The 20,754-nt window shown below is 68.6% G+C and carries 24 protein-coding genes; 14 read left to right on the top strand and 10 right to left on the bottom strand.

Translation table 11 applies throughout. The features are described from left to right. Window positions 1–224 precede the first annotated feature (224 nt). Together XAN126_RS0111310 and XAN126_RS0111305 are read right to left on the bottom strand one after the other, a co-directional pair. Window positions 225–1,031 carry an SDR family oxidoreductase gene (locus XAN126_RS0111310; protein WP_024278708.1) on the bottom strand — a complete coding sequence of 269 codons (807 nt, stop codon included), beginning with the start codon at window positions 1,029–1,031 and terminating at the stop codon, window positions 225–227. A 16-nt stretch (window positions 1,032–1,047) separates the two neighbouring features. Next, the gene (locus XAN126_RS0111305) at window positions 1,048–1,755 is read right to left on the bottom strand and encodes a glutathione S-transferase N-terminal domain-containing protein (RefSeq protein WP_024278707.1); all 708 of its coding nucleotides are present in this window, start codon (window positions 1,753–1,755) and stop codon (window positions 1,048–1,050) included. Window positions 1,756–1,918: 163 nt separating this feature from the next. On the opposite strand from XAN126_RS0111305, the gene XAN126_RS0111300 reads away from it, so the two are divergent. Then, window positions 1,919–2,608 carry a glutathione binding-like protein gene (locus tag XAN126_RS0111300; protein WP_024278706.1) on the top strand — a complete coding sequence of 230 codons (690 nt, stop codon included), beginning with the start codon at window positions 1,919–1,921 and terminating at the stop codon, window positions 2,606–2,608. Window positions 2,609–2,686: 78 nt separating this feature from the next. Further along, the gene (locus tag XAN126_RS0111295) at window positions 2,687–3,274 is read left to right on the top strand and encodes a TetR/AcrR family transcriptional regulator (RefSeq protein ID WP_024278705.1); all 588 of its coding nucleotides are present in this window, start codon (window positions 2,687–2,689) and stop codon (window positions 3,272–3,274) included. Window positions 3,275–3,286: 12 nt separating this feature from the next. Here the strand turns inward: XAN126_RS0111295 and XAN126_RS0111290 are convergent, their stop codons facing one another. The 5 genes from XAN126_RS0111290 to XAN126_RS0111270 form a co-directional block, all read right to left on the bottom strand. Next, the gene (locus XAN126_RS0111290) at window positions 3,287–4,117 is read right to left on the bottom strand and encodes an anti-sigma factor (RefSeq protein ID WP_024278704.1); all 831 of its coding nucleotides are present in this window, start codon (window positions 4,115–4,117) and stop codon (window positions 3,287–3,289) included. After that, window positions 4,114–4,749 (bottom strand): sigma-70 family RNA polymerase sigma factor, encoded by a 636-nt coding sequence (locus XAN126_RS0111285; protein ID WP_245272243.1) that lies wholly within the window; start codon window positions 4,747–4,749, stop codon window positions 4,114–4,116. Before XAN126_RS0111285 ends, XAN126_RS0111290 begins: the two co-directional genes overlap by 4 nt. A gap of 157 nt (window positions 4,750–4,906) precedes the next feature. After that, window positions 4,907–5,254: a cupredoxin family copper-binding protein gene (locus XAN126_RS0111280; RefSeq protein WP_024278702.1), complete on the bottom strand. Its 348-nt coding sequence runs from the start codon at window positions 5,252–5,254 to the stop codon at window positions 4,907–4,909. Between the two features lie 64 nt (window positions 5,255–5,318). Then, complete coding sequence (locus XAN126_RS0111275; protein WP_024278701.1) at window positions 5,319–6,287, bottom strand: metallophosphoesterase; 969 nt, start codon at window positions 6,285–6,287, stop codon at window positions 5,319–5,321. 128 nt (window positions 6,288–6,415) lie between these two features. Continuing rightward, window positions 6,416–7,363 carry a LysR family transcriptional regulator gene (locus XAN126_RS0111270; RefSeq protein ID WP_024278700.1) on the bottom strand — a complete coding sequence of 316 codons (948 nt, stop codon included), beginning with the start codon at window positions 7,361–7,363 and terminating at the stop codon, window positions 6,416–6,418. A 131-nt stretch (window positions 7,364–7,494) separates the two neighbouring features. On the opposite strand from XAN126_RS0111270, the gene XAN126_RS0111265 reads away from it, so the two are divergent. The 7 genes from XAN126_RS0111265 (at window position 7,495) to mtnK (ending at window position 13,773) form a co-directional block, all read left to right on the top strand. Continuing rightward, on the top strand, window positions 7,495–8,058 hold the full coding sequence (locus XAN126_RS0111265) for a carboxymuconolactone decarboxylase family protein (RefSeq protein ID WP_024278699.1): 564 nt from the start codon (window positions 7,495–7,497) through the stop codon (window positions 8,056–8,058). A 139-nt stretch (window positions 8,059–8,197) separates the two neighbouring features. Continuing rightward, window positions 8,198–8,845, top strand: coding sequence for a pyridoxamine 5'-phosphate oxidase family protein (locus tag XAN126_RS0111260; protein WP_024278698.1), 648 nt, complete (start codon window positions 8,198–8,200; stop codon window positions 8,843–8,845). A 98-nt stretch (window positions 8,846–8,943) separates the two neighbouring features. Then, entirely contained in the window at window positions 8,944–9,762 is an 819-nt protein-coding gene (locus XAN126_RS0111255; RefSeq protein WP_051460591.1) for a TIGR04282 family arsenosugar biosynthesis glycosyltransferase, read from the top strand. A gap of 38 nt (window positions 9,763–9,800) precedes the next feature. After that, a complete protein-coding gene (locus tag XAN126_RS0111250) occupies window positions 9,801–10,868 on the top strand; it encodes a radical SAM protein (RefSeq protein ID WP_024278696.1) in 1,068 nt (355 codons plus the stop codon). Further along, window positions 10,869–11,597, top strand: coding sequence for a glycosyltransferase family 2 protein (locus tag XAN126_RS0111245; RefSeq protein ID WP_024278695.1), 729 nt, complete (start codon window positions 10,869–10,871; stop codon window positions 11,595–11,597). A gap of 9 nt (window positions 11,598–11,606) precedes the next feature. Next, the gene (locus tag XAN126_RS0111240) at window positions 11,607–12,497 is read left to right on the top strand and encodes a nucleoside phosphorylase (RefSeq protein ID WP_081762827.1); all 891 of its coding nucleotides are present in this window, start codon (window positions 11,607–11,609) and stop codon (window positions 12,495–12,497) included. Between the two features lie 13 nt (window positions 12,498–12,510). Then, on the top strand, window positions 12,511–13,773 hold the full coding sequence (mtnK, locus tag XAN126_RS0111235; protein ID WP_024278693.1) for an S-methyl-5-thioribose kinase: 1,263 nt from the start codon (window positions 12,511–12,513) through the stop codon (window positions 13,771–13,773). Between the two features lie 16 nt (window positions 13,774–13,789). Here the strand turns inward: mtnK and XAN126_RS0111230 are convergent, their stop codons facing one another. Beyond that, window positions 13,790–14,260 (bottom strand): PRC-barrel domain-containing protein, encoded by a 471-nt coding sequence (locus XAN126_RS0111230; RefSeq protein WP_024278692.1) that lies wholly within the window; start codon window positions 14,258–14,260, stop codon window positions 13,790–13,792. Between the two features lie 140 nt (window positions 14,261–14,400). On the opposite strand from XAN126_RS0111230, the gene XAN126_RS0111225 reads away from it, so the two are divergent. From XAN126_RS0111225 to XAN126_RS0111215, 3 genes are read left to right on the top strand one after another with little or no spacing between them, the layout of a single operon-like run. Next, window positions 14,401–15,042: a cytochrome b/b6 domain-containing protein gene (locus XAN126_RS0111225; protein ID WP_245272242.1), complete on the top strand. Its 642-nt coding sequence runs from the start codon at window positions 14,401–14,403 to the stop codon at window positions 15,040–15,042. A 15-nt stretch (window positions 15,043–15,057) separates the two neighbouring features. After that, complete coding sequence (locus tag XAN126_RS0111220; RefSeq protein WP_024278690.1) at window positions 15,058–15,849, top strand: molybdopterin-dependent oxidoreductase; 792 nt, start codon at window positions 15,058–15,060, stop codon at window positions 15,847–15,849. A gap of 19 nt (window positions 15,850–15,868) precedes the next feature. After that, on the top strand, window positions 15,869–17,893 hold the full coding sequence (locus XAN126_RS0111215) for a hypothetical protein (protein WP_024278689.1): 2,025 nt from the start codon (window positions 15,869–15,871) through the stop codon (window positions 17,891–17,893). A gap of 74 nt (window positions 17,894–17,967) precedes the next feature. On the opposite strand, the gene XAN126_RS0111210 is transcribed toward XAN126_RS0111215, so the two are convergent. After that, entirely contained in the window at window positions 17,968–18,237 is a 270-nt protein-coding gene (locus tag XAN126_RS0111210; RefSeq protein WP_024278688.1) for a hypothetical protein, read from the bottom strand. Between the two features lie 247 nt (window positions 18,238–18,484). On the opposite strand from XAN126_RS0111210, the gene XAN126_RS0111205 reads away from it, so the two are divergent. Beyond that, on the top strand, window positions 18,485–19,036 hold the full coding sequence (locus XAN126_RS0111205; protein ID WP_024278687.1) for a sigma-70 family RNA polymerase sigma factor: 552 nt from the start codon (window positions 18,485–18,487) through the stop codon (window positions 19,034–19,036). Next, window positions 19,033–19,671 carry a DUF1109 domain-containing protein gene (locus XAN126_RS27140; protein WP_024278686.1) on the top strand — a complete coding sequence of 213 codons (639 nt, stop codon included), beginning with the start codon at window positions 19,033–19,035 and terminating at the stop codon, window positions 19,669–19,671. Before XAN126_RS0111205 ends, XAN126_RS27140 begins: the two co-directional genes overlap by 4 nt. Window positions 19,672–19,730: 59 nt before the next feature. Here XAN126_RS27140 and XAN126_RS0111195 read toward each other — a convergent pair whose 3' ends face one another. Beyond that, window positions 19,731–20,717 carry an alpha/beta hydrolase gene (locus XAN126_RS0111195; RefSeq protein ID WP_051460590.1) on the bottom strand — a complete coding sequence of 329 codons (987 nt, stop codon included), beginning with the start codon at window positions 20,715–20,717 and terminating at the stop codon, window positions 19,731–19,733. Window positions 20,718–20,754 lie beyond the last annotated feature (37 nt).

The raw sequence follows: 20,754 nt of genomic DNA, 5'->3' as shown, positions 1-20,754 counted from the left end.
TTTTTGTTCTCAGTTCGCAATATGTTCTCTTTGGTCCCGGCATGTGGTGGAAGCGCGGTCGCTCTTTGTCGCTGGAGCACCAACAGGATGCCGGAATAAATGTCGCTGATGTCGGACGGTGGACGACCTCAATGCGCTGATAACCGGAGCGGGTCGGCACCACCGCCGCCCTGTCGGGGATCGACCGGCAGAGCGACGTGGCATCGGCGTGGAGGCGTGAGCGCCTAGAGGGCGGCGTGGTCGCGCACGGCTTCGCCGAGGGCATCCTTCAGGGTGGCGAAGCGGGCATCTAGGGCGAGCGGGTCGGTGCGGTTGAGGGCGATCATCTGCGCCCGCGCCTCCCCGCCGCGCACCACCTCGAAGGCATCGGCCGCGATGCCAGCCACGACCGCTTCAGCCACCGCCTCGGCCGGCTCGCGGCTGAAGCCGCCCCCCGGACCGGCCCGGCTGCTGCGCATCATCGGCGTGTCGGTGGCGCCGGGATAGACGGTGAGGACGCGCACGCCTTCTCCCGCCAGTTCCCGCCTGAGCGCCTCGTCGAAGCGCGCGAGGCCAGCCTTCGCCGCCGCATAGGTGGCGTAGAACGGCATGCCGATGAGCGCGATGGCGGAGGTGATGTCCACGATCAGTCCCTCCCCGCTCGCTCGCAGCGCCGGCAGCGCGGCGCGGGTGAGGAGGATGGGCGCGATCAGGTCCACCTCGATCATGGCGCGGATGTCGGCCTCGCTCGTCTCCTCCAGCCGGCCGGCGCGCACGCCGCCGGCATTGTTGATGAGGATGTCGAGGCCGCCCAGGGCCGCCACCGCGCCGTTTAGCATGGCGGCACGGTCCGCGGGATCGGTCACATCGCCGGAGATGCCGTGGACCTCGGCTCCGGACGCCTTGAGTGAGCCGACCGCCTCCGCCAACACGTCCGGCCGGCGGCCGGTGAGCGCGAGGCGCGCGCCGTCTACCGCCAGAGCGGTGGCGATGGCGCGGCCGATGCCGCTCGATCCGCCGGTGAGGAGGATTCGCTTTCCCTTGATCTTCATGGCGTTGCCTGCCCCTTCACTCCGCTGCCGGCGGATAGTTGGAGGGGAAGAGCGCCTTGCGGGATTCCCCATCGCCCATGGGTTTGAAGGCATGATCGGTGCCCACCGCGCGGGCGCGGGCGGCGGCGGGGCGGGCGTCGATCTCGGCGAACCAGCGCTTGATGTGCGGGAAGCGCGCCAGGGGATCGTCCTCGCCCTTCAGCACACGCGCCGCACGAAGGATCCACCCCCAGGCCGACATGTCGGCGATGGTGTAGTCCTTGCCTGTGATGTAGGGGCGGGTGGCGAGCAGGTCGTCGAGCACCTGATAGTGCCGCTCCGCCTCGCGCCGGTAACGGTTCACGGCATAGCCGAGCCCCTCGGGCGCGGCGTCCTGGAAATGCACCGCCTGACCGGAGAACGGCCCGAGGCCGCTGGCGAGGAACAGCAGCCAGGAGAGCAACTCCGGCCGGTCCTTGGGATCTCCGCCAAAACGGCCGGTCTTCTCCGCGAGATAAATTAGGATCGCGGTGGAATCAAACACCCGCGCCTCGCCGCCGCCCGGCCCGTCCGTATCGACGATGGCCGGCACCTTGCCGTTGGGATTGATGGCGCGGAACGCCGGCAGGTGCTGCTCGCCCTTGGCGGTGTCCACCGGGACGACCTCGTAGGGAAGGCCCGTCTCTTCCAGGAAGAGCGCGACCTTGGCCGGGTTGGGCGTGGGATGGAAATAGAAGCGGATCAACGGGATCACCCTTCGCTGGCAGCCGCCGAAGCGGGCACGTTTGCGTTTTAGAACGACTGATATAGAATGCACGCATCGGGCACCTGCGCAAGCTGTCCAAATCGCAAAATACTGCTGCATGCCAGATCTCGGCAGCGGCATCACATGTCATGGATGATCCAGAATGATCGACCTGCATTATTGGCCGACCCCGAACGGTCACAAGATCACGATGTTTCTCGAAGAAACGGGCATCGACTACACCATTATCCCAGTCGACATCAGCGCAGGCGATCAATTCAAACCGGATTTTCTGGCCATCGCCCCCAACAACCGCATGCCGGCCATCGTCGACCATGCCCCCACCGATGGTGGCGCGGCCATCTCGGTGTTCGAATCCGGCGCCATCCTGCTCTATCTCGCGGAGAAGACCGGCCGCTTCGTTCCCACCGACGTGCGCGGCCGCAAGAGCGTGCTGGAATGGCTGTTCTGGCAGGTGGGCGGGCTGGGTCCCATGGCCGGGCAGAACCACCATTTCGTCCAGTACGCGCCGGAGCGCATCCCCTATGCCATGGAGCGCTACGTGAAGGAGACGAACCGTCTCTACGGCGTGCTCAACACGCGCCTCGGCAAGAGCGCGAATGTGGCGGGCGAGGAGTATTCCATCGCCGACATGGCCATCTACCCCTGGATCGTGCCGCATCAGCGCCAGCAGCAGGATCTCGACACCTTCCCGAACCTGAAGCGCTGGTTCGAGGCGGTGGCGGCGCGCCCGGCGACCATCGCGGCCTATGCGAAGGGCGAGCCCTTCACCAAGCGACCGACGGTGACCGAGGAAGGCAAGAAGATCCTGTTCGGCCAGACCGCACGCTAGGCCGGATGACGCCTCCCCCGGCGCAGGTTACGCTGCGCCGGGTGTCGAGGCGGAAATAAGCGGGAAAGACAGGGGACCATGGCGCGGCCGAGGGCGTTCGACGAGGGCGAGGTATTGGACGCTGCGCTGCGCTGCTTCTGGACCCGCGGCTACGAGGCGACCTCAGTGCGCGATCTCGCCTCCTCCATGGGCCTGACCGGCGCCAGCCTCTACAACGCCTTCGGCGACAAGCGCACGCTCTATGAGAAAGCGCTGGAGCGCTACGCCAGCCACAGCATGGCGGAACGCATCCGCCGGCTGGAGGCACCGGACATAGCCCCGCGCGACGCCATATCCTCCTTCTTCCGGGAGACGCTGGAGCGCGCCTTGGACGACCCCGAGATGAAGGGCTGTTTCGTGGTGAACGCGGCGGTGGAGATGGGGCCGCACGACCCCGAACTGCGCGCCGCCGCGCTCGCCTCCCTCGGCGAGGTGGAGGCCTTCCTCACCCGCCGCATCGAGGCCGGCCGCACGGACGGCACGATCCAGAACCGGGAGACCGCGCAGGAACTGGCGCGCATGCTCCTCGGCGTCCACCTTGGCCTCCGGGTGCTGGCGCGCCTGCAGCCCGGTCGTGAGCTGCTGGAAGGGGTGGTGAAGCCGGCTCTTGCAGCCCTCGATCCGTGAGGGTGAGCCGCGCTACTTCGGCAGTGCCTCGGTGAAATCTTCCTGAAACTCCTTCAGCTCCACCGGATTGAGGTCGGACACCGCCCAATAGGACAGCCCCGCCTCGCTCCAGCCCATGAGCGTGTAGCCGTCGCGGCCCTTCACCGTGTGCGCGCCGGATGCGCCCGGCCAGACGAAGACGTTGATGACATGGCCATTGCGGCGATAGACGAGCGCAGCGACCACCCGTCCCCCCACATAATCGAGGCGCCCGCCCACGAGCGGAAAGCCGCGTGCGGCGAGGTCCACCACCGGCGGGGAGAAATCGATCCGGCCGCCGAACCACGGCTTCACCGTGTGCTGTTTGGACGACGCCACGTCGGTGAGATGATCGGCGAGCAGGGATCGGACATGGCCGGCAACCAGTTCGTCCTCCAGGGCGCCCCCGCGCGGCGGCAGCACGGCGATGAAGAGAGCCACTGCGAGCACCGCGAGGGAGGGCACGAGGCTCCACCGCGCGAACCGTTCGCGCATCACGGTGCGCCCCGCGTCGCCCCACAGGCGGCGCCACAGCGTCGCCGGGCTCCAGGCCGCCGCCGGCGCGGCATAGGCCGCCTCCGCCGCGAGGGCGGCGACCACGCTCTCGCGCAGCCCCTCCGGCACCGGCCAGCGTGCCTCCCCGGAGGCGAGAAGCATGTGCGTGTTTTCCAGCCGCCGCAGGTGCGCGGCGCAGCCCGGACAGGATGCCAGATGCCGCTCCACCTCCAGGACGTGAACGGCGTCGAGTTCTCCGTCGAGGTAGGAATTGAGCCGCGTGTCCCAGTCGGCGCAGGGCTCCGGTGTGCGATCCGTACCTTCGCTCATCGCACCGCCTCCGGACCGGCGGCAACGCGCTCCCACAGATCAGCGAAATGACGCCGCGCGCGGGACAGGCGCGACATGACCGTGCCCACCGGCACGCCGGCAACTTCGGCGATCTCGCGATAGGAGAGTTCATCCAGCTCGCGCAGCACCAGCACCTCGCGCAGGGGCTCAGGCAACAGTTCGAGCGTGCCTCGCACCCGGTCGGCCTGCGAACGGCGCAGCAGGATGGTTTCCGGCGTCTCGCCGTCCACCAGCAGATCTAGCGCGTCGTCCGCGTCGCCGCCGTCTTCTGCGGCCACCGCGTCCGGCGCGCGGCGCTGCATCTCGCGACGCCTCAGATCGCGCCAGGTGAGATGGCAATTGCGCACGATGGCGAGCAGCCATGCCCGCGCGCTGCCGCCCTTGAAATCGGCGAAGGCGCGATAAGCGCGCAGATAGGCGTCCTGCACGATATCCTGCGCGGCATCCGCATCGCGGGTGAGATAGCGGGCAAGGGTATAGGCGGCGTCGAGATGGGGCAGCATGCTGGCGCGGAAGTGCGCCGCCTCCGTCGCGGTCAGCCGCCGACCGGGCCGCGCCTCCTCGGTTCGAGCAGCGCCCTCCAGCGATGCCGCGGCCACGGCGAAGAGCACGCGCATCGCATCCGCGACGGCGGCGAAGACGCCGCGCCTGCCGCCCGCGGCGGGGACCCGCCAAGAACGCGCGTATGCCTGCGGGAAGAGCGCAATCGAGATCATTCCATGTCCGTTCCGGATGGAGGAGGCGGCCGCAGCCGCCCCGGACCGAGCATCAGCCGCCCGCTTTCACGATGACCTTTCCGACCATATGCGGGTGAAGGGAACAGAAATACGAGTAATCTCCCGCATTCGTGAAGGTGAAGGAGAATTTGCCTTCCGTATCGAGAGCCTTTGACCGGAATGCCTGCTTCTTGTCCACCACCGTGTGGGGAATATCGTCATTGTTGATCCAGGTCACAGTGGTGCCCGGCGTCACGGTGACTTCGGCCGGCGTGAAGGTAAAATTGTCGATGCTGACCGTCACTTCCTCGGCGGCGGCGGGCGTCGCGAGAGCGCCGAGGGCGAGGCAGAGGGCGAGCGCCGCGGCCTGCGGCGGGATGAGAAGACCGAGCGGATTCACGGGAAAGCTCCTTGTGGGACGGCGCCGGCCGCAGCCGGCCGTAACGAGGCGGGCGAACGACGCCTCAGCCTTCGAGCGGCGTGTCGATGATGGCGAGCGGCTCGGAGCCGCGGACGAAATTGACCGTCGCGATGCCGAGATTCTTCCTCAGCTCGCCCGCCGGCAGCTTCAGCGGCCCAGGCGAAGGCGCGGTGCCAGGGGCGGGCTGCGGGAAGGCCGTGGACCGTGCGGTGTGGAAAGAGACGTTGCCCTCCACCTTCTGCATCACCTGATGGATGTGCCCGTTGAGCACCGTCACCGAGCCGAACCTTTTCAGATAGGACAGCGCTTCCAGCCCATCGGCTGTGCCCCAGCCCCATTCGGGATAGACGGTCCAGAGCGGGATGTGGGCGAACACCACCAGGGGGGTCGAGGACGGCAGGCCGGCGACGTCGTTCTCCAGCCATTCCAGCTGCTCGGCCCCGAGATTGCCGAGGCCGCCGGCCTTCAGGTTCACCACGTTCACCAGCGCGATGAAATGCACGCCGCCATGGTCGTAGCTGTACCAGCCGGCGCCCTTCGCGCCCTTGCCGTAGCGGTCGAGATAGGCCTTGCCCTGGCCATCGTCGAGCAGGTCGTGCTCGCCCGGCACGTAGAAGACGGGGATGCCGGCCTCCTTGATGATCTGGTCGGCGTCGTCGAATTCCTTGTCCTTGGACAGGTGGCTGATATCGCCGGTGTGGATCATGAAGGCGGGCTTCTCCTTCAGCGTCCGGATACGGGCCACCGCCTCCCGCAGGGTGCCGAGCGCGTCCGGATTGGCGGCCTTGTCGAAGCCCACATGGCTGTCGGAAATCTGCAGGAAGGTCAGGGCCTTCGGCGGCTCGGCCGCAAGCGCGCGCCCGAGGCCGACACCGCTCGCGACGCCGCCGGACATGGACCACAGGATGCCGGTTCCGGCCCAGGTCATGCATTCAAGGAAGCCGCGCCGGTCGATGCCGTCGGCGTCAGGCCGGGGAGCGGTCTCGGAAGACGGCCGTTCGTGTCTACTCATGGATCTCTCCGCATGGCGCCGGGTGCTGCCGGCGCTGCGACCGCGCGCCCGCATGGGGCGGCGCCGGCCGAGGCGTGGGCGTCGTCTCAGGGCGTCCCACATGGGCCAAGACCGGGGAGCGCGCCGGTTTATTCCCGACCGGAGAGATTTTTTGCGGCGGATGACACCGGCAAGGCGGCGAGCCGGTTTCGCAGGCGGGGCACGGTGAACGTCACGAAGGCCCGCAGCTTCGCGGCCGGCAGGCGCGCCTCGGGATAGACGATGGCCACCGGCAAGGGCGGGCCTTCATACTCCTCCAGCAGCAAGGCGAGGCGCCCGGCGGCCACCGCCTCCTCCACCTGATAGGAGAGCACCCGCGTAATGCCGCGGCCGCGCACGGCGGCATCGATGGCCGCCTCGGCGCCGTTGACCACATAATGCGGGCGCACCGTCACCTGCTTGCGCGAGCCGCCGCCGGGACCGGGCGCGAAGCTCCAGATGGAATTGTCGGTGATCTGGGAGAAGGAGACGATCCGGTGGCTAGCGAGGTCCGCCGGCACGAGCGGCACGCCATTGGCGGCGAGATAGGCGGGGCTGGCGCAGACCACTCGGCGCACCTCCCCCACCCGTGTCGCGACGAGGCTGGAATCCGGCAGATGGCCGATGCGCACCGCCGCGTCGTGGCCTTCGTCGATCAGGCTCACCACACGATCCACCAGCAGCAGGCGCGCTTCCAGCTTCGGGTTCGCCTCCAGGAGGTCCTCCACCAGCGGCGCCACATGCAGCCGGCCGAAGGTGACGGGCGCAGTCAAGGAGAGCAGGCCGCGCGGGTCGGTGCGCTCGCCCGCCGCGAGCTGATCCGCCTCGGCGAGCTCGGCGAGGATGGCGCGGCAGGCGGCGAGATAGCGCTCGCCCGCCTTGGTGAGGTGCAGCGCGCGCGTGGTGCGGTTAAGGAGGCGCGTGCCCAGCCGCTCCTCCAGCAGCGCCACCGCGCGCGTGATAGCCGCCGGCGAGCGCCCGAGCCGCCGCGCCGCGCCGGCAAGGCTCCCTTCGTCCAGCGCGGCGACGAAGGCGGTCATGGCGTCGATGCGGTCCATCGCTCAATTTCATAAAGTGAAACAATAGCTTTCAGATTATAGCCATTCTGCACAAGAGCGGGAAGCCCTAGCTATTCCTCACCGAGCCGCGAACAAACGCCGGCCCGAAGCGAAACGCGAAAGGCGCCCCCGTGAACCACTCTTCCAGCCGCATCCCGGCCCTCGACCCCGCCACCACCACCGGCAAAGCGAAGGACCTGCTCTCCGCCGTCCAGGCGAAGTTCGGCGCCACGCCGAACCTGTTCAAGGTCGCCGCCAACGCGCCCGCCGCTCTGGAAGGCCTCATCGGCCTGTCGGGCGCGCTGGGCTCTGGCGCACTGCCGGCAAAGACGCGCGAAAGCCTCGCCATCGCCGTCGCCGAGGTGAACGGCTGCGACTATTGCCTCTCCGCCCACAGCCTTATCGGCAAGGGCGCCGGCCTCTCCGACGCCGATATCACCCTCGCCCGCGCCGGTCGCGCGGCGGACAGCAAGGCGGAAGGCGCCCTCGCCTTCGCCCGCGCAGTGGTCGCCAAGCGTGGCCAGGTGAGCGATGCGGACCTTGCCGCCGCCCGCGCCGCCGGCCTCGATGACGGCGCGCTGGTGGAAGTGGTCGCGCATGTCGCCGTGAACATCTTCACCAACTACCTCAACAATGTCGCCGGCACCGAGATCGACTTTCCCGTGGTGCGCTCCGGCACGCCGCGGGCCGCCTGAGGCCTGCGGCCGGCATCCGAACGCGCTCCGCCGGACGAACCGCCCCTCAAACGGCGGAGCGCAGGCGAGTGCCAGCCGAAGCCTCACAGCCGGGCCCCTCCGGGGACCCGGCACCTCGTGTTTTCCGAAGGAGGCTGCCATGTCCGAACCCCTTGCAATCACGCCCTCCAGCGATGTCGCCTTCACGCCGGCGGTGAAGGCGGCGCAGCAGGCGCGCGGCTCGCGCCAGGCCTATGCCCGCGTCGAGGCGCGCGGCGGTTTCCGCACGGAGCTGACGCCGGATTTCGTGCAGTTCCTCGGCGGGATCGACACCGCCTTCCTCGCCACCGCGAACGCGGCCGGCCAGCCCTATGTGCAGCATCGCGGCGGGCCGAAGGGCTTCATCCGCGTGCTGGACGCGCGCACCCTCGGCATGGCGGATTTCAGCGGCAACCGGCAGTACATTACGGTCGGCAATGTCTCGGAAAACCCGAAGGCCTTCCTCTTCCTGATGGACTACACCCACCGCCGCCGCATCAAGGTGTGGGGCGAGCTCTCCGTGGTGGAGGGCGATGCGGACCTCGTGGCGCGCCTGATGCCGGAGGACTACGGCGCCATTCCCGAGCGTGCCTTGCTTTTCAAGGTCTCGGCCTGGGACATCAACTGCCCGCAGCACATCCCGCAGAAGATCGACGCCGCGCTCGTCGCCGCCGCCTTGCAGGAGCGTGAGGCGCGCATCGCCGCGCTGGAGATGGAGGTCGCGCGCCTGCGCGGCCTGGTCGGCGCGGACGACGCCGCAGGCGTGTGAAGCAAATCCTCCGTTCACTCGTTCGTGAACGGCGTAACGGGGGCCGCTTCCGCCGCGAATTCACTCACAGACAAGCAAAACCAGAACGGGGACGAGCCATGATCGACCTGCGCGAGGGCGTGCGCACACGCGCCCCGGGGTCTGGAGACCTGTGCGCCATCGCCGTGATGGCGAAGGCGTCGGCGCCCGGACGCACCAAGACGCGGCTCTGCCCGCCGCTCGATCCCACGGAGGCGGCGGCGTTCAACACCGCCTTCATCCAGGACATCGTGGGCAACATCCTCGCCGCCGGTCGAATGGCGCCGGTCTCTGCGTATGTCGCCTATGGGCCCGCAGGAGCCGCGCATTTCTTCGATGCCGTGCTGCCGCCGGGCGTCGGGCGGATGGAGGCGGTGGCCCCCGGCTTCGGCGCCTGCCTCACGATGACCCTCGCCCACCTCTTCGCCCTCGGACATCCGGCGGCAGCGGTGCTGAATGCTGACAGCCCGACGCTGCCCCCTGCCCTGCTCGCGGAACTTGCCGACGTGCTCGCCCAGCCCGGCGACCGCGCCGTGCTCGGCCCGTCCACGGACGGTGGCTATTACGTGCTCGGCCTGAAGACGCCGCACTGGCACCTGTTTGCGGACATCGACTGGAGCACCGAGCGCGTCTTCGAGCAGACGCTGGCGCGCGCCGCCGAGATCGACCTTCCCGTCCATGTGCTGCCGCCCTGGTACGACGTGGACGATGCGCACGCGCTGCGCCTGCTCCATGGCGAACTGATCGCCGGCGTGCCCTTCGGGACCGCCCCCCTCGCCCGCGGCGCGGCACGCAACAGCACGGACCTGCTCCGGCGCCTTCTTGCCCAGGGACGCCTCGCCGAACGGCTCGGCCTGCCCGTCGCCGACATCGATCCTCCCTGCCTCCGCGCGTCCTGATCGCGGCCGCCTCCCCCTTCCAGCAACGGATCTTGACGATGAACGCTCTCACCCCCGGCGCGCCCGCCGTCTCCCGCCGCTATTTCGAGCGGGCGGAAACGGACCGCACCAGCGTGCCGGTCCGAAAGCCGGTTTGCCTCTATCTGGAGACCACGAACCGCTGCAACCTGCTCTGCACCACCTGCCCGCGCACCTATGAGGAGCTTGAGCCGCCGGCGGACATGAGCTGGGAGCTATTCACCTCCATCGTGGACCAGATCCCCGATCTCGATCGCTGCGTACTGCATGGCGTCGGCGAGCCCATGCTGGTGCCCGACCTCGACCGCATGGTCCGCTATTTGAAGGACCGCGGAACCTATGTGCTGTTCAACACCAACGGCACGGTGCTGACCGAGAAGAACGGCCGCGCCATGATCGCCGCCGGCCTCGACGAGCTTCGCGTCTCCCTCGACGCCGCCAACGCCCATTCCTACCGCGCCATTCGCGGCAAGAACTATTTCGATCGCATCCTGAAGAACGTGCGCGCCTTCCGCGACCTTCAGGAGCGCGAGGGCCACACCAATCCCCGCGTCTCGGCCTGGCTGACGGGCCTCAAGGAGACCATCTCCGAACTGCCGGACTTCGTGCGTGTGGCGGCGGAGCTGGGGGTGCGGGAAGTCTATCTCCAGCGCCTCGTCTTCTTCGAACAGGAAGCCATCGGCCGCGCCCGCCCGGATCAGGCGCTCTACGAGCAGATCAATACCGATGAAGCCGCCTATATCGCCGAGGCGGCACGGGTGGCGGCGGAGCTGGGGATGGTCTTCTCCGCCTCCGGCGCGGCCTCCGAGCCGGGCATGAGCCTGAAGCGGCCGGAGGAAGGCTCGCCCTGGTCCATGTGCCGGCGGCCCTGGACGGTGATGTATTTCACCGCCAACGGACGGGCCCTGCCCTGCTGCATCGCGCCCTTTTCCCAGCGCGGCTACGAGAATTACACGCTGGGCGACGCGACGACCCAGTCCCTCTCCGACATCTGGCACGGCGATGCCTACAAGGCGTTCCGCGCCGGCCTCCTCTCCGAAACGCCGCCTGCCGCCTGTGCCAATTGCGGCCTGCGCTGGAGCCTGTAGATGGCCCGCGCAGGCGCTCCGAGGGTCGCCCTCGTCATCCCGACGCTGAACGAGGCCGAGGCCATCGCCGCGACGCTCGCGGAGATTCCCACCGGCGTCGTTGATCTCGTGGTGGTCGCCGATGGCGGCTCAACCGACGGCACGCAGGAGATTGCGGCGGCGGCGGGGGCCACCGTGCTCGCCTCCGGCCGCGGCTTCGGCCGCGCCTGCCTTGAAGGCGTGTGCGAGGCCCGCGACGCCGACATCATCGTCTTCATGGATGCGGACGGTGCGGATGATCCGGCTTTCCTTCCCGCGCTGCTCAGGCCGCTCGCCGAGGGCAAGGCCGACTTCGCCATTGCCTCCCGCACCCGCGGCGTGCGCGAGCCCGGCGCCATGGCCTGGCATCAGGTGGCGGCGGGGCGCGCGGCGGGCCTCGGCATCCGCGCGCTCTACGGCGTCGCCTATTCGGACATGTGCACCTTCCGCGCCATCCGCCGTGAGGCGCTGGTCGGGCTCGGCATGCGCGAACTCACCTACGGCTGGAACATCGAGATGCAGATGCGCGCCGCCCGCGCGGGGCTCGCCATCGTCGAGATTCCCGTCGCCTACCGCCGCCGCAGGGGCGGCGTCTCCAAGGTCGCCGGCAACCTCTCCACCACCCTGACCGCCGGCACCCGCATCGTCTCCACCTTCCTGCGGGTCGCGACCCAGAGCGCCGCGCCCACCGTCGCGCCGAACAAGATGTGAGTGATCGCCATGCTGCTGCAGCCCCTCGACGAAGCCGACGACATCTCGCGCATGCGCGCCGTGCCTGTTCCTTCCGGCTTCCTGCCCTCCGGTTTCCTGCCGCTGATCGAGCGGGCGGACCATCGCGCGCCATCGGTGTTCCGGCCCGAGAACATGATGCGCGAGGCGCGCCGCCAGAAAGGGCTCGACGCCGGCCCGGTGCCGCGCGTGGTGCTGCTCGATCCCGACGGTGACATGGTGGACTATGTGCGCGCGCATTTCGGCGCCGTCCGCTCACCCTACTGGGCCTGCTACCACACGGACATGTGGACCTGGGAGGCGGAGGGCCTCTCCTTCGGCATCGTCGGCTATGCGGTGGGGGCGTCCTTCTCCGTGCTGGTGGCGGAGCAGGCATTCGTCTGCGGCTGCGAGCTTTTGATCTCGGTGGCCTCCGCCGGGCAGATCGCCGAGCACGCGCCGCCCTCCTACCACATCATCATCGACCGGGCGCTGCGCGACGAGGGCACGAGCTACCACTATCTGCCGCCCGCGCCCTTCGCCCCGGCGAACCCGGAGGTGATCACCATCGCCCGCGCCGCCTGCAGCGAGGCGGTGGGACCGGTGCTAACCGGCGCCACCTGGACCACCGACGCCCCCTTCCGCGAGACCGAGGCGGCCATCGCCCGTCGCAAGGCCGAGGGCCTGCTGGCGGTGGAGATGGAGGCGGCCGCGCTCTACGCCTTCGCCCACGCGCAAGGAAAGCCGGTGCTGTGCCTCGCCCACGTCACCAACCAGCTCGGGCGGGTACATGGCGACTTCGAGAAGGGCGACCACAACGGCGCCTCCCGCTCCATCGCCCTCGCCGCCGGCTTCGCCACCGCCTGGATGGCGCACTGCGCCGAAACCGTTCACCCCCGCTGAGAGGCCGGCCCCGATGCTCGACCGCACCGCCTATCTCGCCCTCGACGCCGAAAGCCTGCCCCGCCGCCTCGGCGGACGGCCGGAGCTTCTGGACCGGCTCGGCCCGGCCGAGGCCTGGCAGGTGAGGGAAGTGGGGGACGGCAACCTCAACCTCGTCTTCATCGTCGCGGGGCCGCAGGGCTCCGTCGTGGTGAAGCAGGCGCTGCCCTATGCCCGCGTGGTGGGCGAGAGCTGGCCCATGTCCCTCGACCGCGCCTTCTTCGAGCATGAAGCGCTGTCGCGTCTCGGCGCGCGCGATCCCGGCCGGACGCCGGAACTCCTCTTCTTCGACCTCGCCCAGGCGATGCTCGCCATTGAGCACCTGACCCCGCACAAGGTGGCCCGCCGCGCCTTCATGGCGGGGGAGGAACTGCCGCTGCTCGGCACCCACCTCGGGCTCTACCTCGCCCGCACGCTCTTCCGGGGCTCGGACTGGTCCATGCCCACGACGGCGCGCAAGGCCGACCTTGCCCTGTTCGCGGGCAATGCGGAGCTTGCCGGCATCACCGAGGAACTGGTCTTCTCCGACCCGTTCAAGGCCGCCCCCCTCAATCGGCACACGCCGGGGCTCGATGACATCGCGAGCGCCTTCCGCGCCGACCGCCCGCTGAAGCTCGCGGCTGTGGAGATGAAGGCGCGTTTTGCGACCTGCGCCGAGACCCTGCTGCACGGCGACCTGCACACCGGATCGGTGATGGCGACGCCCACCGACACGCGGGTGATCGACGCCGAGTTCGCCCTCTACGGCCCCATGGGCTTCGATGTGGGCGTGTGCCTCGCCAACCTCTGGATGGCCGCCTTCGCGCAGGAGGGCCACCGCGCCGATGCGCGGGCGGCGGGCGCCTATTGCGAATTCCTGCTGGCCACTGCCGGCATCCTGTGGCGGACCTTCGAGGCGGAATTCTCCCGCCTCTGGGCGCACGAGCGCACCGGCATCCTCGGCGGCTCCGACCTGTTCGAGGCTCAGGGGGACGAGGCCGGCGCGAAGGTGGCGCTTGCGACCTATCTGACTTCCGTCTGGCAGGATGCTCTGGGCTTCGCCGGCATGGAAATCAGCCGCCGTATTCTGGGCCTTGCCCATATCGCCGAGTTCGAGACCATCACGGACATCGGCCTGCGCGCGCGGCTGGAGCGGCGCGCCCTCGCCTTCGGCCGGCATTTGGCGCTGAACCGGCGGCTGATCCCGTCCATCGAGGCGGCGAACCTGCTGGCGGAAACGCAAAGGGCGCGGCCATGACCGCACCCTTTGCCCGTCAGCGCCGGGTGATGGCGATGCGGATGATGTCGTCCGCCGGCACACTCTGGCCGGCAGCAGGCGTCCAGGAGGCGAGCTTCGGCAGGTCGTCGCGCGGGATGTCCAGAAGCGCGATCTGCCGGCCAAGGATCGCCACCGTCTCGAGGGGCACCGGCACCGGCCGGCCGCCATGGCCGAACCAGCCGCCCACCGGCACCACGAGCACGATGCCGCCCTCGGGCGTGCGCGCCACCTCGGTGACGAAGCCCAGCGTGCGGTCATCGAAATCGAGCAGCGGCAGGCCCACGAGATCGCCCACCCGCACCTTCTGGGGAAAGCGCTCCGCCATGCGCTCGGCGGGGGTGAGGTCGTCCTCCCCCGGCGCGGTCTGTGTGTTGGCGTGGGGCGCACCGCCCGCGAAGGCCGGCGCGCCGATACCGGCCGCGCCGAGAACAAGGGTGAGCGCAAGAACAGGACGAATGGGGTTCATGCAAAGACTCCATGAGTTTTTATCTGACGACACACATCGTCATATACGAATTTCTGCCAATATTTATTACAATACACAAAAATTAATACGCAAGATCCGAAACGAAAGCGATGCACATGAAAGAACACACATCAAGACGCATGCATCCGCTTGCCTTGCGGATCATGCACTGGACCAACGCCATCGCCATGATCGTCATGATCGGCAGCGGCTGGAAGATCTACAATGACGAGGTGATCTTCGGTTTCCTGCACTTCCCGCAGCCGATCGTGCTCGGCGTGTGGGCCCAGCACGCCTTGCAATGGCACTTCTTCGGCATGTGGGTGCTGGTGCTGAACGGCCTCGCCTATCTCGCCTATGGCATCGCGACCGGCCGCTTCGCCCGCCTGCTCTTCCCCATCCGCCCCCGGGAAGTGATCGCAGAGGCCGTCGCCGCCTTGACCTTTCGGCTGAAGCACCAGGATCTCACCCACTACAACGCGGTGCAGAAGCTGCTCTATGTGGGTGTCATCACCATCATCGTGGTGCAGGTGGCCTCCGGCCTCGCCATCTGGAAGCCGGTGCAGTTCTCCGGGCTCGTCTCGATGTTCGGCGGCTTCCAGTCGGCGCGGCTAATCCACTTCCTCGGCATGGCGGCCATCGTGCTGTTCATGGTGGTGCACGTGGCCCTGGCGCTGCTGGTGCCGAAGACGCTGCTCGCCATATTCACCGGTGGCCCGCGCCTCGCCGACCACGACACCCTCCCCGCCGATGGCGCGCCCGCGCCCGATCCCTCGCGCTGACCTGAGGCCACGCCAATGTCCCTCCGCTCCTTCTTCCGGCCAAACCGGGCTTCCGTCGCGCGGCCCGACCAGAGCCTCATGGTCGAGAACCGTGCCCTCCTCGAGCGCATCGACCGCCGCAAATTGCTGCGCGGTTCGCTGAGTCTGGGCGCAATGTCGCTCCTCGCCGGCTGCGACATCTCCAATCGCGAAGAGGTTCAAGGGGTTCTTCGAACCGTCTCCGACTTCAACGACGGCGTGCAGGCCGCCCTATTCGACCCGAAGCGGCTCGCCCCCACCTATTCCCGCGACCTCGTGGTGAAGCCGCCCCGCTTCAACGCCTATTACGAGATCGACGAAGTGAAGCCGGTGGACCTCTCCACCTGGCAGCTGGAACTCTCCGGCCTCGTCAAGGACAAGCGGCCGTGGACGCTGGACCGCATCAATGCCCTGCCGCAGCAGGAAGTGATCATCCGCCACATCTGCGTGGAAGGCTGGGACTATATCGGTCAGTGGTCCGGCCCGAACCTCAGGGATTTCCTCACCCGCGTGGGCGCGGACCTCATGGCGAAATACATCGCCTTCTACGGCAATGACGACTACATGGAGAGCATCGACATGGCCTCGGCGCTCCACCCGCAGACCATCCTCGCCACGCACTATGCCGGCGAGCCCATCACGGACCCGTTCGGCGCGCCCATGCGGCTGCGCACGGCGGTGAAGCTCGGCTTCAAGAATCCCAAATGGATCCGCGCCATCGAGGTGACCAACACCTACCCCCTCGGCTTCTGGGAGAAGCAGGGCTTCAACTGGTTCGCCGGCCTGTGACGGCCGGCGCCGCCCGCTGATGGTGTCCCTGCCGAGCCTTCTCTCGTGCATTCCGCTGGCGCTGCTCCTGTGGGGCACGCCGGGCTGGTTTCTGGCGCGCGGACTGGGCCAGGGCCGAACGGCGGCGTTGGCGCTCGCGCCCGCGCTCGGCTTGGCAACACAGACCGCCGCCGCCCTCGCCCTAGCTTATCTCTTCGGCCTGTCGCCCGCCGTGGTCATCGGATCGGCGGCGCTGGTGAGCCTGTGCGCGCTCGCTTTGCCGCGCACCTCGGCCGGAGCGCGTTTTCCTCTTCTCGCGCTCGCCTTCGCCGGCCTACTCGCGATGGTGCCGATGCTGGGCGTGCTGCCGAAGGTGATGCCGGACGGCGCCATCGCCCTCGCCTCGCCCATCTACGACCACGCCAAGATCATCCTCATCGACGAGATCGCGCAGAACGGATCCATCCCGCCCGCCAACCCGGTGTTCGGGGCGGACGGCACGGCGGGGACGGTGGCCTATTATTATCTCTGGCACTTCGGCGCGGCGGAACTCGCCCTCCTTTCCGGCGCGCACGGCTGGGCGGCGGATGCAGCCGCCACCTGGTTCACCGGCTTCGCGGCGCTCGCGCTCGTAGCCGGGCTCGCCTTCCGCCTGCGCCCCGGCGCATCCGCCCCGCTCCTCGCGCTGCTTGCCGTGTCGGCCGGCTCGCTTCGACCGGTGGCGGCGGCGATGTTCGGTGGGGCGCGGGTGGACCTCGTGCTCGAACCCGCATCGGGCCTCGCCGGGCTCCTCTACCAGACGAGCTGGAGCCCGCATCATGTCGCCTCGGCCATGGCCTGCGTAATCGCGGTGCTGCTGATGGCGCGGTTGCGCGCGGGGCCCGGTGCCGGGCAAGGGGCGGTGCTCGCGGGACTTATCGGACTCACCGCGGCGGCAGCCTTCGGCAGCTCCCTGTGGGTTGGCGGCATCACCTTCGCGCTGGCTGGGACGGTGGCGGCGCTGGCGCTGGCATTCTCGCGCCCGGCGAAGGGCCGCCTGTGGTTCCTCGCGGTGCTGGCCGGCGCGGCGCTGGTGGCGCTGGCGCTCGTCGCGCCACTGCTTATGGCGCAAATCCATGCGGCGGCAACGCGGGGCGGTGGAACTCCAATCCAGCTCACGCCGCTGTCCGTGTTGGGGCCGGGATGGCCGGATGCGGCACGCGCGGTGCTCGATCCGCTCGCCTACTGGCTGGTGCTGCTGCCGGTGGAGTTTCCGGGCATTGTCTTCGCAGGCGTCGCGGGGCTCGCGCTGGTGTTCGCCAGGCGCATGGGCGGTCGGTCGGCCCGGCAGATCGCGCGCCCGCTGGCGGCGCTGGCCGTCGTGGCGCTGGCGGTGAGCGCCACCCTGCAAAGCACGGCGGGGGAGAACAACGATCTGGGCTGGCGCGCCGTGCTCCCCGCCGTTCTGGTGCTGGCGGCCTTCGCGGGCGCGGCTCTCGCGGAGGCGCTGTCGATGGCGCTGCTCTGGGCCATGCAGACACTGCGCGCTCGGAAGGGCCCCGTCCTTCTCGCTGCCGGCCTCGCTCTTGTCGCCCTCGGACTGCCGGACACCCTCGCCCTCGCCCACCGCAACATGACGGGCGAACCGAGCGTGGACGGCCGTGTCTTCGCCGGTGATCCGGCGCTGTGGCGGGCGGTGCGGCGGGCGGTTGGGCCGGAGGTGCGGATCGCCAGCAATCCGGCGCGGCTGGAGAAGCTGACGCCCTGGCCCATCAACCTGTCATGGGCGCTCCTGTCGCGCCGCCGCTCCTGCTTCGGTGGGCAGGAGATGGCGCTCGCCTTCGCGCCCCTCTCCGCATCCGAGCGCGTGGACGCGGCAATGCTCTTCGAGCGGGTATTTGCCGGCACCGGAACGGCGGAGGACGTGGCGACCTTGCGCCGGACCTTCGGTTGCGGCGCCATCGTCGTCACCGCGCAGGATGGCGCCTGGAGTGCCGATCCCTTCGCGTCCAGCGCACTCTATCGGCTGGCGGAGGAAGAGGACGGGCGGTGGCGGATCTATGTGGCGAGCGCGGCCGCCCGCTGATTTCCCTGCCCCTTTCAGACGCAAAAAGCCGGCCGCGATGGAGAACCACCGCGGCCGGCCTTTGTGAGGCCCGATCAGCTGTTGCCGAGGCCGCGATCACCGAGCTTGAACAGCGAGCGGTCGGCATCGGAAAGGGTGTGCTCGGGCTTCTGCGCCCCGGCAAAGCCGTGGTGCACCCCGGTATCCGCACCATAGCCGAGCGGCGCGGGATCGGTGTGGGTGATGCCGGCGGCGACGCGCACGCTCTCGCGGTTCACGGCGGTCTCGGTCTCGTCCGCGAAGGCGGCAGTGCCGAGGGCCAGAGCAGAGGCGAGGACGGCGAGGGAGAGGATCGACTTACGCATGTATTTTCTCCAGTATCGAAGCGTTGATGCTGGATATTCCGCAAGTCGAGCCTCTCAGGTTACAGCCAGATCGGAAGACCTGTTCAACAGATTTTGAGATCACGAAAATCCTCCGCGCAACGGTGCCGAAACGCTGCCGGGACCAAGGTCTCCGCGGCACGTCCCGGCACCCTCGCATCCTCGTGATCGCGCCGCGTGTAACCTTTCAGCACCGCCCCGCGAATTCGTGCTCATGAGGGGGAATTTCATGAGCCGAGAACCCGACCTGGAAGCGCTAATGCGCGCGAGCCAGTCCGGCGATGCCGAGGCGCACCGGGCGCTTCTGCAACATGTGTCCGTGCGACTGCGCAGCTATTTCCGCAACCGCCTGCGCCGCAGCGGTGCCGGGACGGACGATGCGGAGGATCTGGTGCAGGACACCCTTCTGGTGCTGCACACCAAGCGCCATACTTATGATGGCTCCTCGCCCGTCCTCGCCTGGACCTACGGCATCGCCCGCTACAAGCTCATCGACCACCTGCGCCTCAACGCGCGGGCGCTGCGCAACGTGCAGATCGACGAGATGGACGATCTTGCCGACGTGGACAGATATGAAGCGGTGGATACATCGCGGGAACTGCACCGGGCGCTGGATACGCTACCCCGGCATTTCCGGCTCCCCATCGAATACGTGAAAATCGAGGGCCTCAGCATCGCCGAGGCCGCAGCCCGCATCGGCATGACCGATGCCGCGGTGAAAATCGGAATCCACCGCGGCATGAAAAAGCTCGCTGCCCTTTTGTCGGAGGCACGCCCATGAACACCGACGACCTCATCGATTTCCTCGCCACCCGCGTCGAGGCGGTGGACCCGGGCCGGCAGGATCGCCTGCTGACGCTCGCCATGGCCGGCTCGCTCTGCCTTGCGGCTCTCGCCTGCATCTTCGCGCTGGGGGTGCGGCCGGACCTGTTGCGGGCGATGGGCACATTCGATTTCGTGCTCAAGGTCGGCTTCCTCGCCGCGATGGTCGCCATCGCCGCGCACGGGCTGCGCCGGGCGGCGCGGGCCGGCCGGGCGAGCGGCAAGCTGCTCCGCCTCGCCCTTTTGCCGCTGGCGCTGGTGTGGTTCGCCGCGGTGATGCAGATCGTTGCCACGCCCGCGACCAGCGGCATGGCGACCATGTTCAACGACTGGTTCGTCTGCGTGCTCGCCATCCCGCTCCTGTCGGTCATTCCGCTCGTGGTGCTCGCGCTGGTGCTGCGCGAGACGGCGCCGACGGACCTGCACTATTGCGGGGCGATGCTCGGCCTTGTGGCCGGCGGCATCGGCGCCCTCGCCTATGCGTCCTTCTGCGTGAATGATGCGCCGGTCTATGTGGGCATCTGGTACGCGGCCGGCCTCGCCATCGTCACCGGCTTCGGCTGGCTGACGGGACCGCGTTTCCTCAAGTGGTGATCCCGGCCCCGGCCGCTGCCCGCGCGGAAAAAGCGGACGGCGGCCGGGGCGTACTCCCCTCAACGTGCGGCGGGCTTGCCGGGCGACGTTGCGGGGAGCGAGCGGGCGAGGAAGTCGCGCATCAGCACGGCGATCTCGGCGCCCCTGTCTTCCAGGGCGAAGTGGCCGCTGTTCAGGAGGTGAAGCTCCGCCTTCGGCAGATCCCTGAGATAGGCCCGCGCCCCGGCGGCCGGGAAGATCTCGTCATTGGCGCCCCAGACGATGAGCGTCGGCGGCTTTTTCTCCCGGAAGAAGGCGTGGAACTGCGGGTAGAGGGCGATGTTGCTGGCATAATCCTTGAAAAGATCGAGCATGATCTCGTCCACGCCGGGCCGGTCGAGCAGGGCCTGATCCACCAGCCAGGTGTCGGGATCGATGCGGGAGACGTCGGCAACGCCGTTCACATATTGCGAGCGGGTTGCCTCAGGGGTCAGGCCCGCGCGCAGCGCCTCGCGGTTGGCCTGTGATCCGTCCGCCCAATAGGCCTTGAGCGGCGACCAGAAGGGGCTCAGACCGTCTTCATAGGCATTGCCGTTCTGAACCACCAGCGCCGTCACCCGCTCGGGGCGCTTGAGGACCAGCCGGTAGCCCACCGGCGCGCCGTAATCCATCACGTAGAGCGCGTAGCGCTCGGCCCCGAGGGTGCCCATGAGGTTGTCCACGAGATCGGCGAAGGCGGCGAACCCATAGGTGAACTGCGCGCGGTCCGGCACGCCGCTGTGGCCGAAGCCCGGATAGTCCGGTGCAATCACGTGGTAGCGGTCGGCGAGCAGTGGGATGAGGTTTCGGAACATGTGCGAGGACGAGGGAAAGCCGTGCAACAGTAGGAGCACCGGCGCATCCACCGGCCCCGCCTCGCGATAGAAGATCTCGACGCCGGCGATGCTCTTCGAGCGGTAATGCACCGTGGGCGAGAGCACGGTCGGCACCGTGGCCGTGGCGGCGGGCGCGGGCGACGAAGCAGCAGAGGTGGGGGTCGGCAGCGACAGGGCGACGAGGACGGCCATCGCGGCGAGCGAAATCCGTCCCGACACCGAAGTTGGG

Source organism: Xanthobacter sp. 126, from assembly GCF_000526175.1.
In the GTDB taxonomy this organism is placed as follows: domain Bacteria; phylum Pseudomonadota; class Alphaproteobacteria; order Rhizobiales; family Xanthobacteraceae; genus Xanthobacter; species Xanthobacter aminoxidans.
This window is presented reverse-complemented; position numbering and strand designations above follow the sequence as displayed.

Excerpts from the sequence above, each read along its gene's own strand:
- XAN126_RS0111310 (WP_024278708.1), bottom strand. The coding sequence starts at position 1,031 with ATGAAGATCAAGGGAAAGCGAATCCTCCTCACCGGCGGATCGAGCGGC.
- XAN126_RS0111300 (WP_024278706.1), top strand. The coding sequence starts at position 1,919 with ATGATCGACCTGCATTATTGGCCGACCCCGAACGGTCACAAGATCACG.
- XAN126_RS0111295 (WP_024278705.1), top strand. The coding sequence starts at position 2,687 with ATGGCGCGGCCGAGGGCGTTCGACGAGGGCGAGGTATTGGACGCTGCG.
- XAN126_RS0111290 (WP_024278704.1), bottom strand. The coding sequence starts at position 4,117 with ATGAGCGAAGGTACGGATCGCACACCGGAGCCCTGCGCCGACTGGGAC.
- XAN126_RS0111275 (WP_024278701.1), bottom strand. The coding sequence starts at position 6,287 with ATGAGTAGACACGAACGGCCGTCTTCCGAGACCGCTCCCCGGCCTGAC.
- XAN126_RS0111270 (WP_024278700.1), bottom strand. The coding sequence starts at position 7,363 with ATGGACCGCATCGACGCCATGACCGCCTTCGTCGCCGCGCTGGACGAA.
- XAN126_RS0111260 (WP_024278698.1), top strand. The coding sequence starts at position 8,198 with ATGTCCGAACCCCTTGCAATCACGCCCTCCAGCGATGTCGCCTTCACG.
- XAN126_RS0111255 (WP_051460591.1), top strand. The coding sequence starts at position 8,944 with ATGATCGACCTGCGCGAGGGCGTGCGCACACGCGCCCCGGGGTCTGGA.
- XAN126_RS0111250 (WP_024278696.1), top strand. The coding sequence starts at position 9,801 with ATGAACGCTCTCACCCCCGGCGCGCCCGCCGTCTCCCGCCGCTATTTC.
- XAN126_RS0111245 (WP_024278695.1), top strand. The coding sequence starts at position 10,869 with ATGGCCCGCGCAGGCGCTCCGAGGGTCGCCCTCGTCATCCCGACGCTG.
- XAN126_RS0111240 (WP_081762827.1), top strand. The coding sequence starts at position 11,607 with ATGCTGCTGCAGCCCCTCGACGAAGCCGACGACATCTCGCGCATGCGC.
- mtnK (WP_024278693.1), top strand. The coding sequence starts at position 12,511 with ATGCTCGACCGCACCGCCTATCTCGCCCTCGACGCCGAAAGCCTGCCC.
- XAN126_RS0111230 (WP_024278692.1), bottom strand. The coding sequence starts at position 14,260 with ATGAACCCCATTCGTCCTGTTCTTGCGCTCACCCTTGTTCTCGGCGCG.
- XAN126_RS0111225 (WP_245272242.1), top strand. The coding sequence starts at position 14,401 with ATGCATCCGCTTGCCTTGCGGATCATGCACTGGACCAACGCCATCGCC.
- XAN126_RS0111220 (WP_024278690.1), top strand. The coding sequence starts at position 15,058 with ATGTCCCTCCGCTCCTTCTTCCGGCCAAACCGGGCTTCCGTCGCGCGG.
- XAN126_RS0111215 (WP_024278689.1), top strand. The coding sequence starts at position 15,869 with ATGGTGTCCCTGCCGAGCCTTCTCTCGTGCATTCCGCTGGCGCTGCTC.
- XAN126_RS0111210 (WP_024278688.1), bottom strand. The coding sequence starts at position 18,237 with ATGCGTAAGTCGATCCTCTCCCTCGCCGTCCTCGCCTCTGCTCTGGCC.
- XAN126_RS0111205 (WP_024278687.1), top strand. The coding sequence starts at position 18,485 with ATGAGCCGAGAACCCGACCTGGAAGCGCTAATGCGCGCGAGCCAGTCC.
- XAN126_RS27140 (WP_024278686.1), top strand. The coding sequence starts at position 19,033 with ATGAACACCGACGACCTCATCGATTTCCTCGCCACCCGCGTCGAGGCG.
- XAN126_RS0111195 (WP_051460590.1), bottom strand. The coding sequence starts at position 20,717 with ATGGCCGTCCTCGTCGCCCTGTCGCTGCCGACCCCCACCTCTGCTGCT.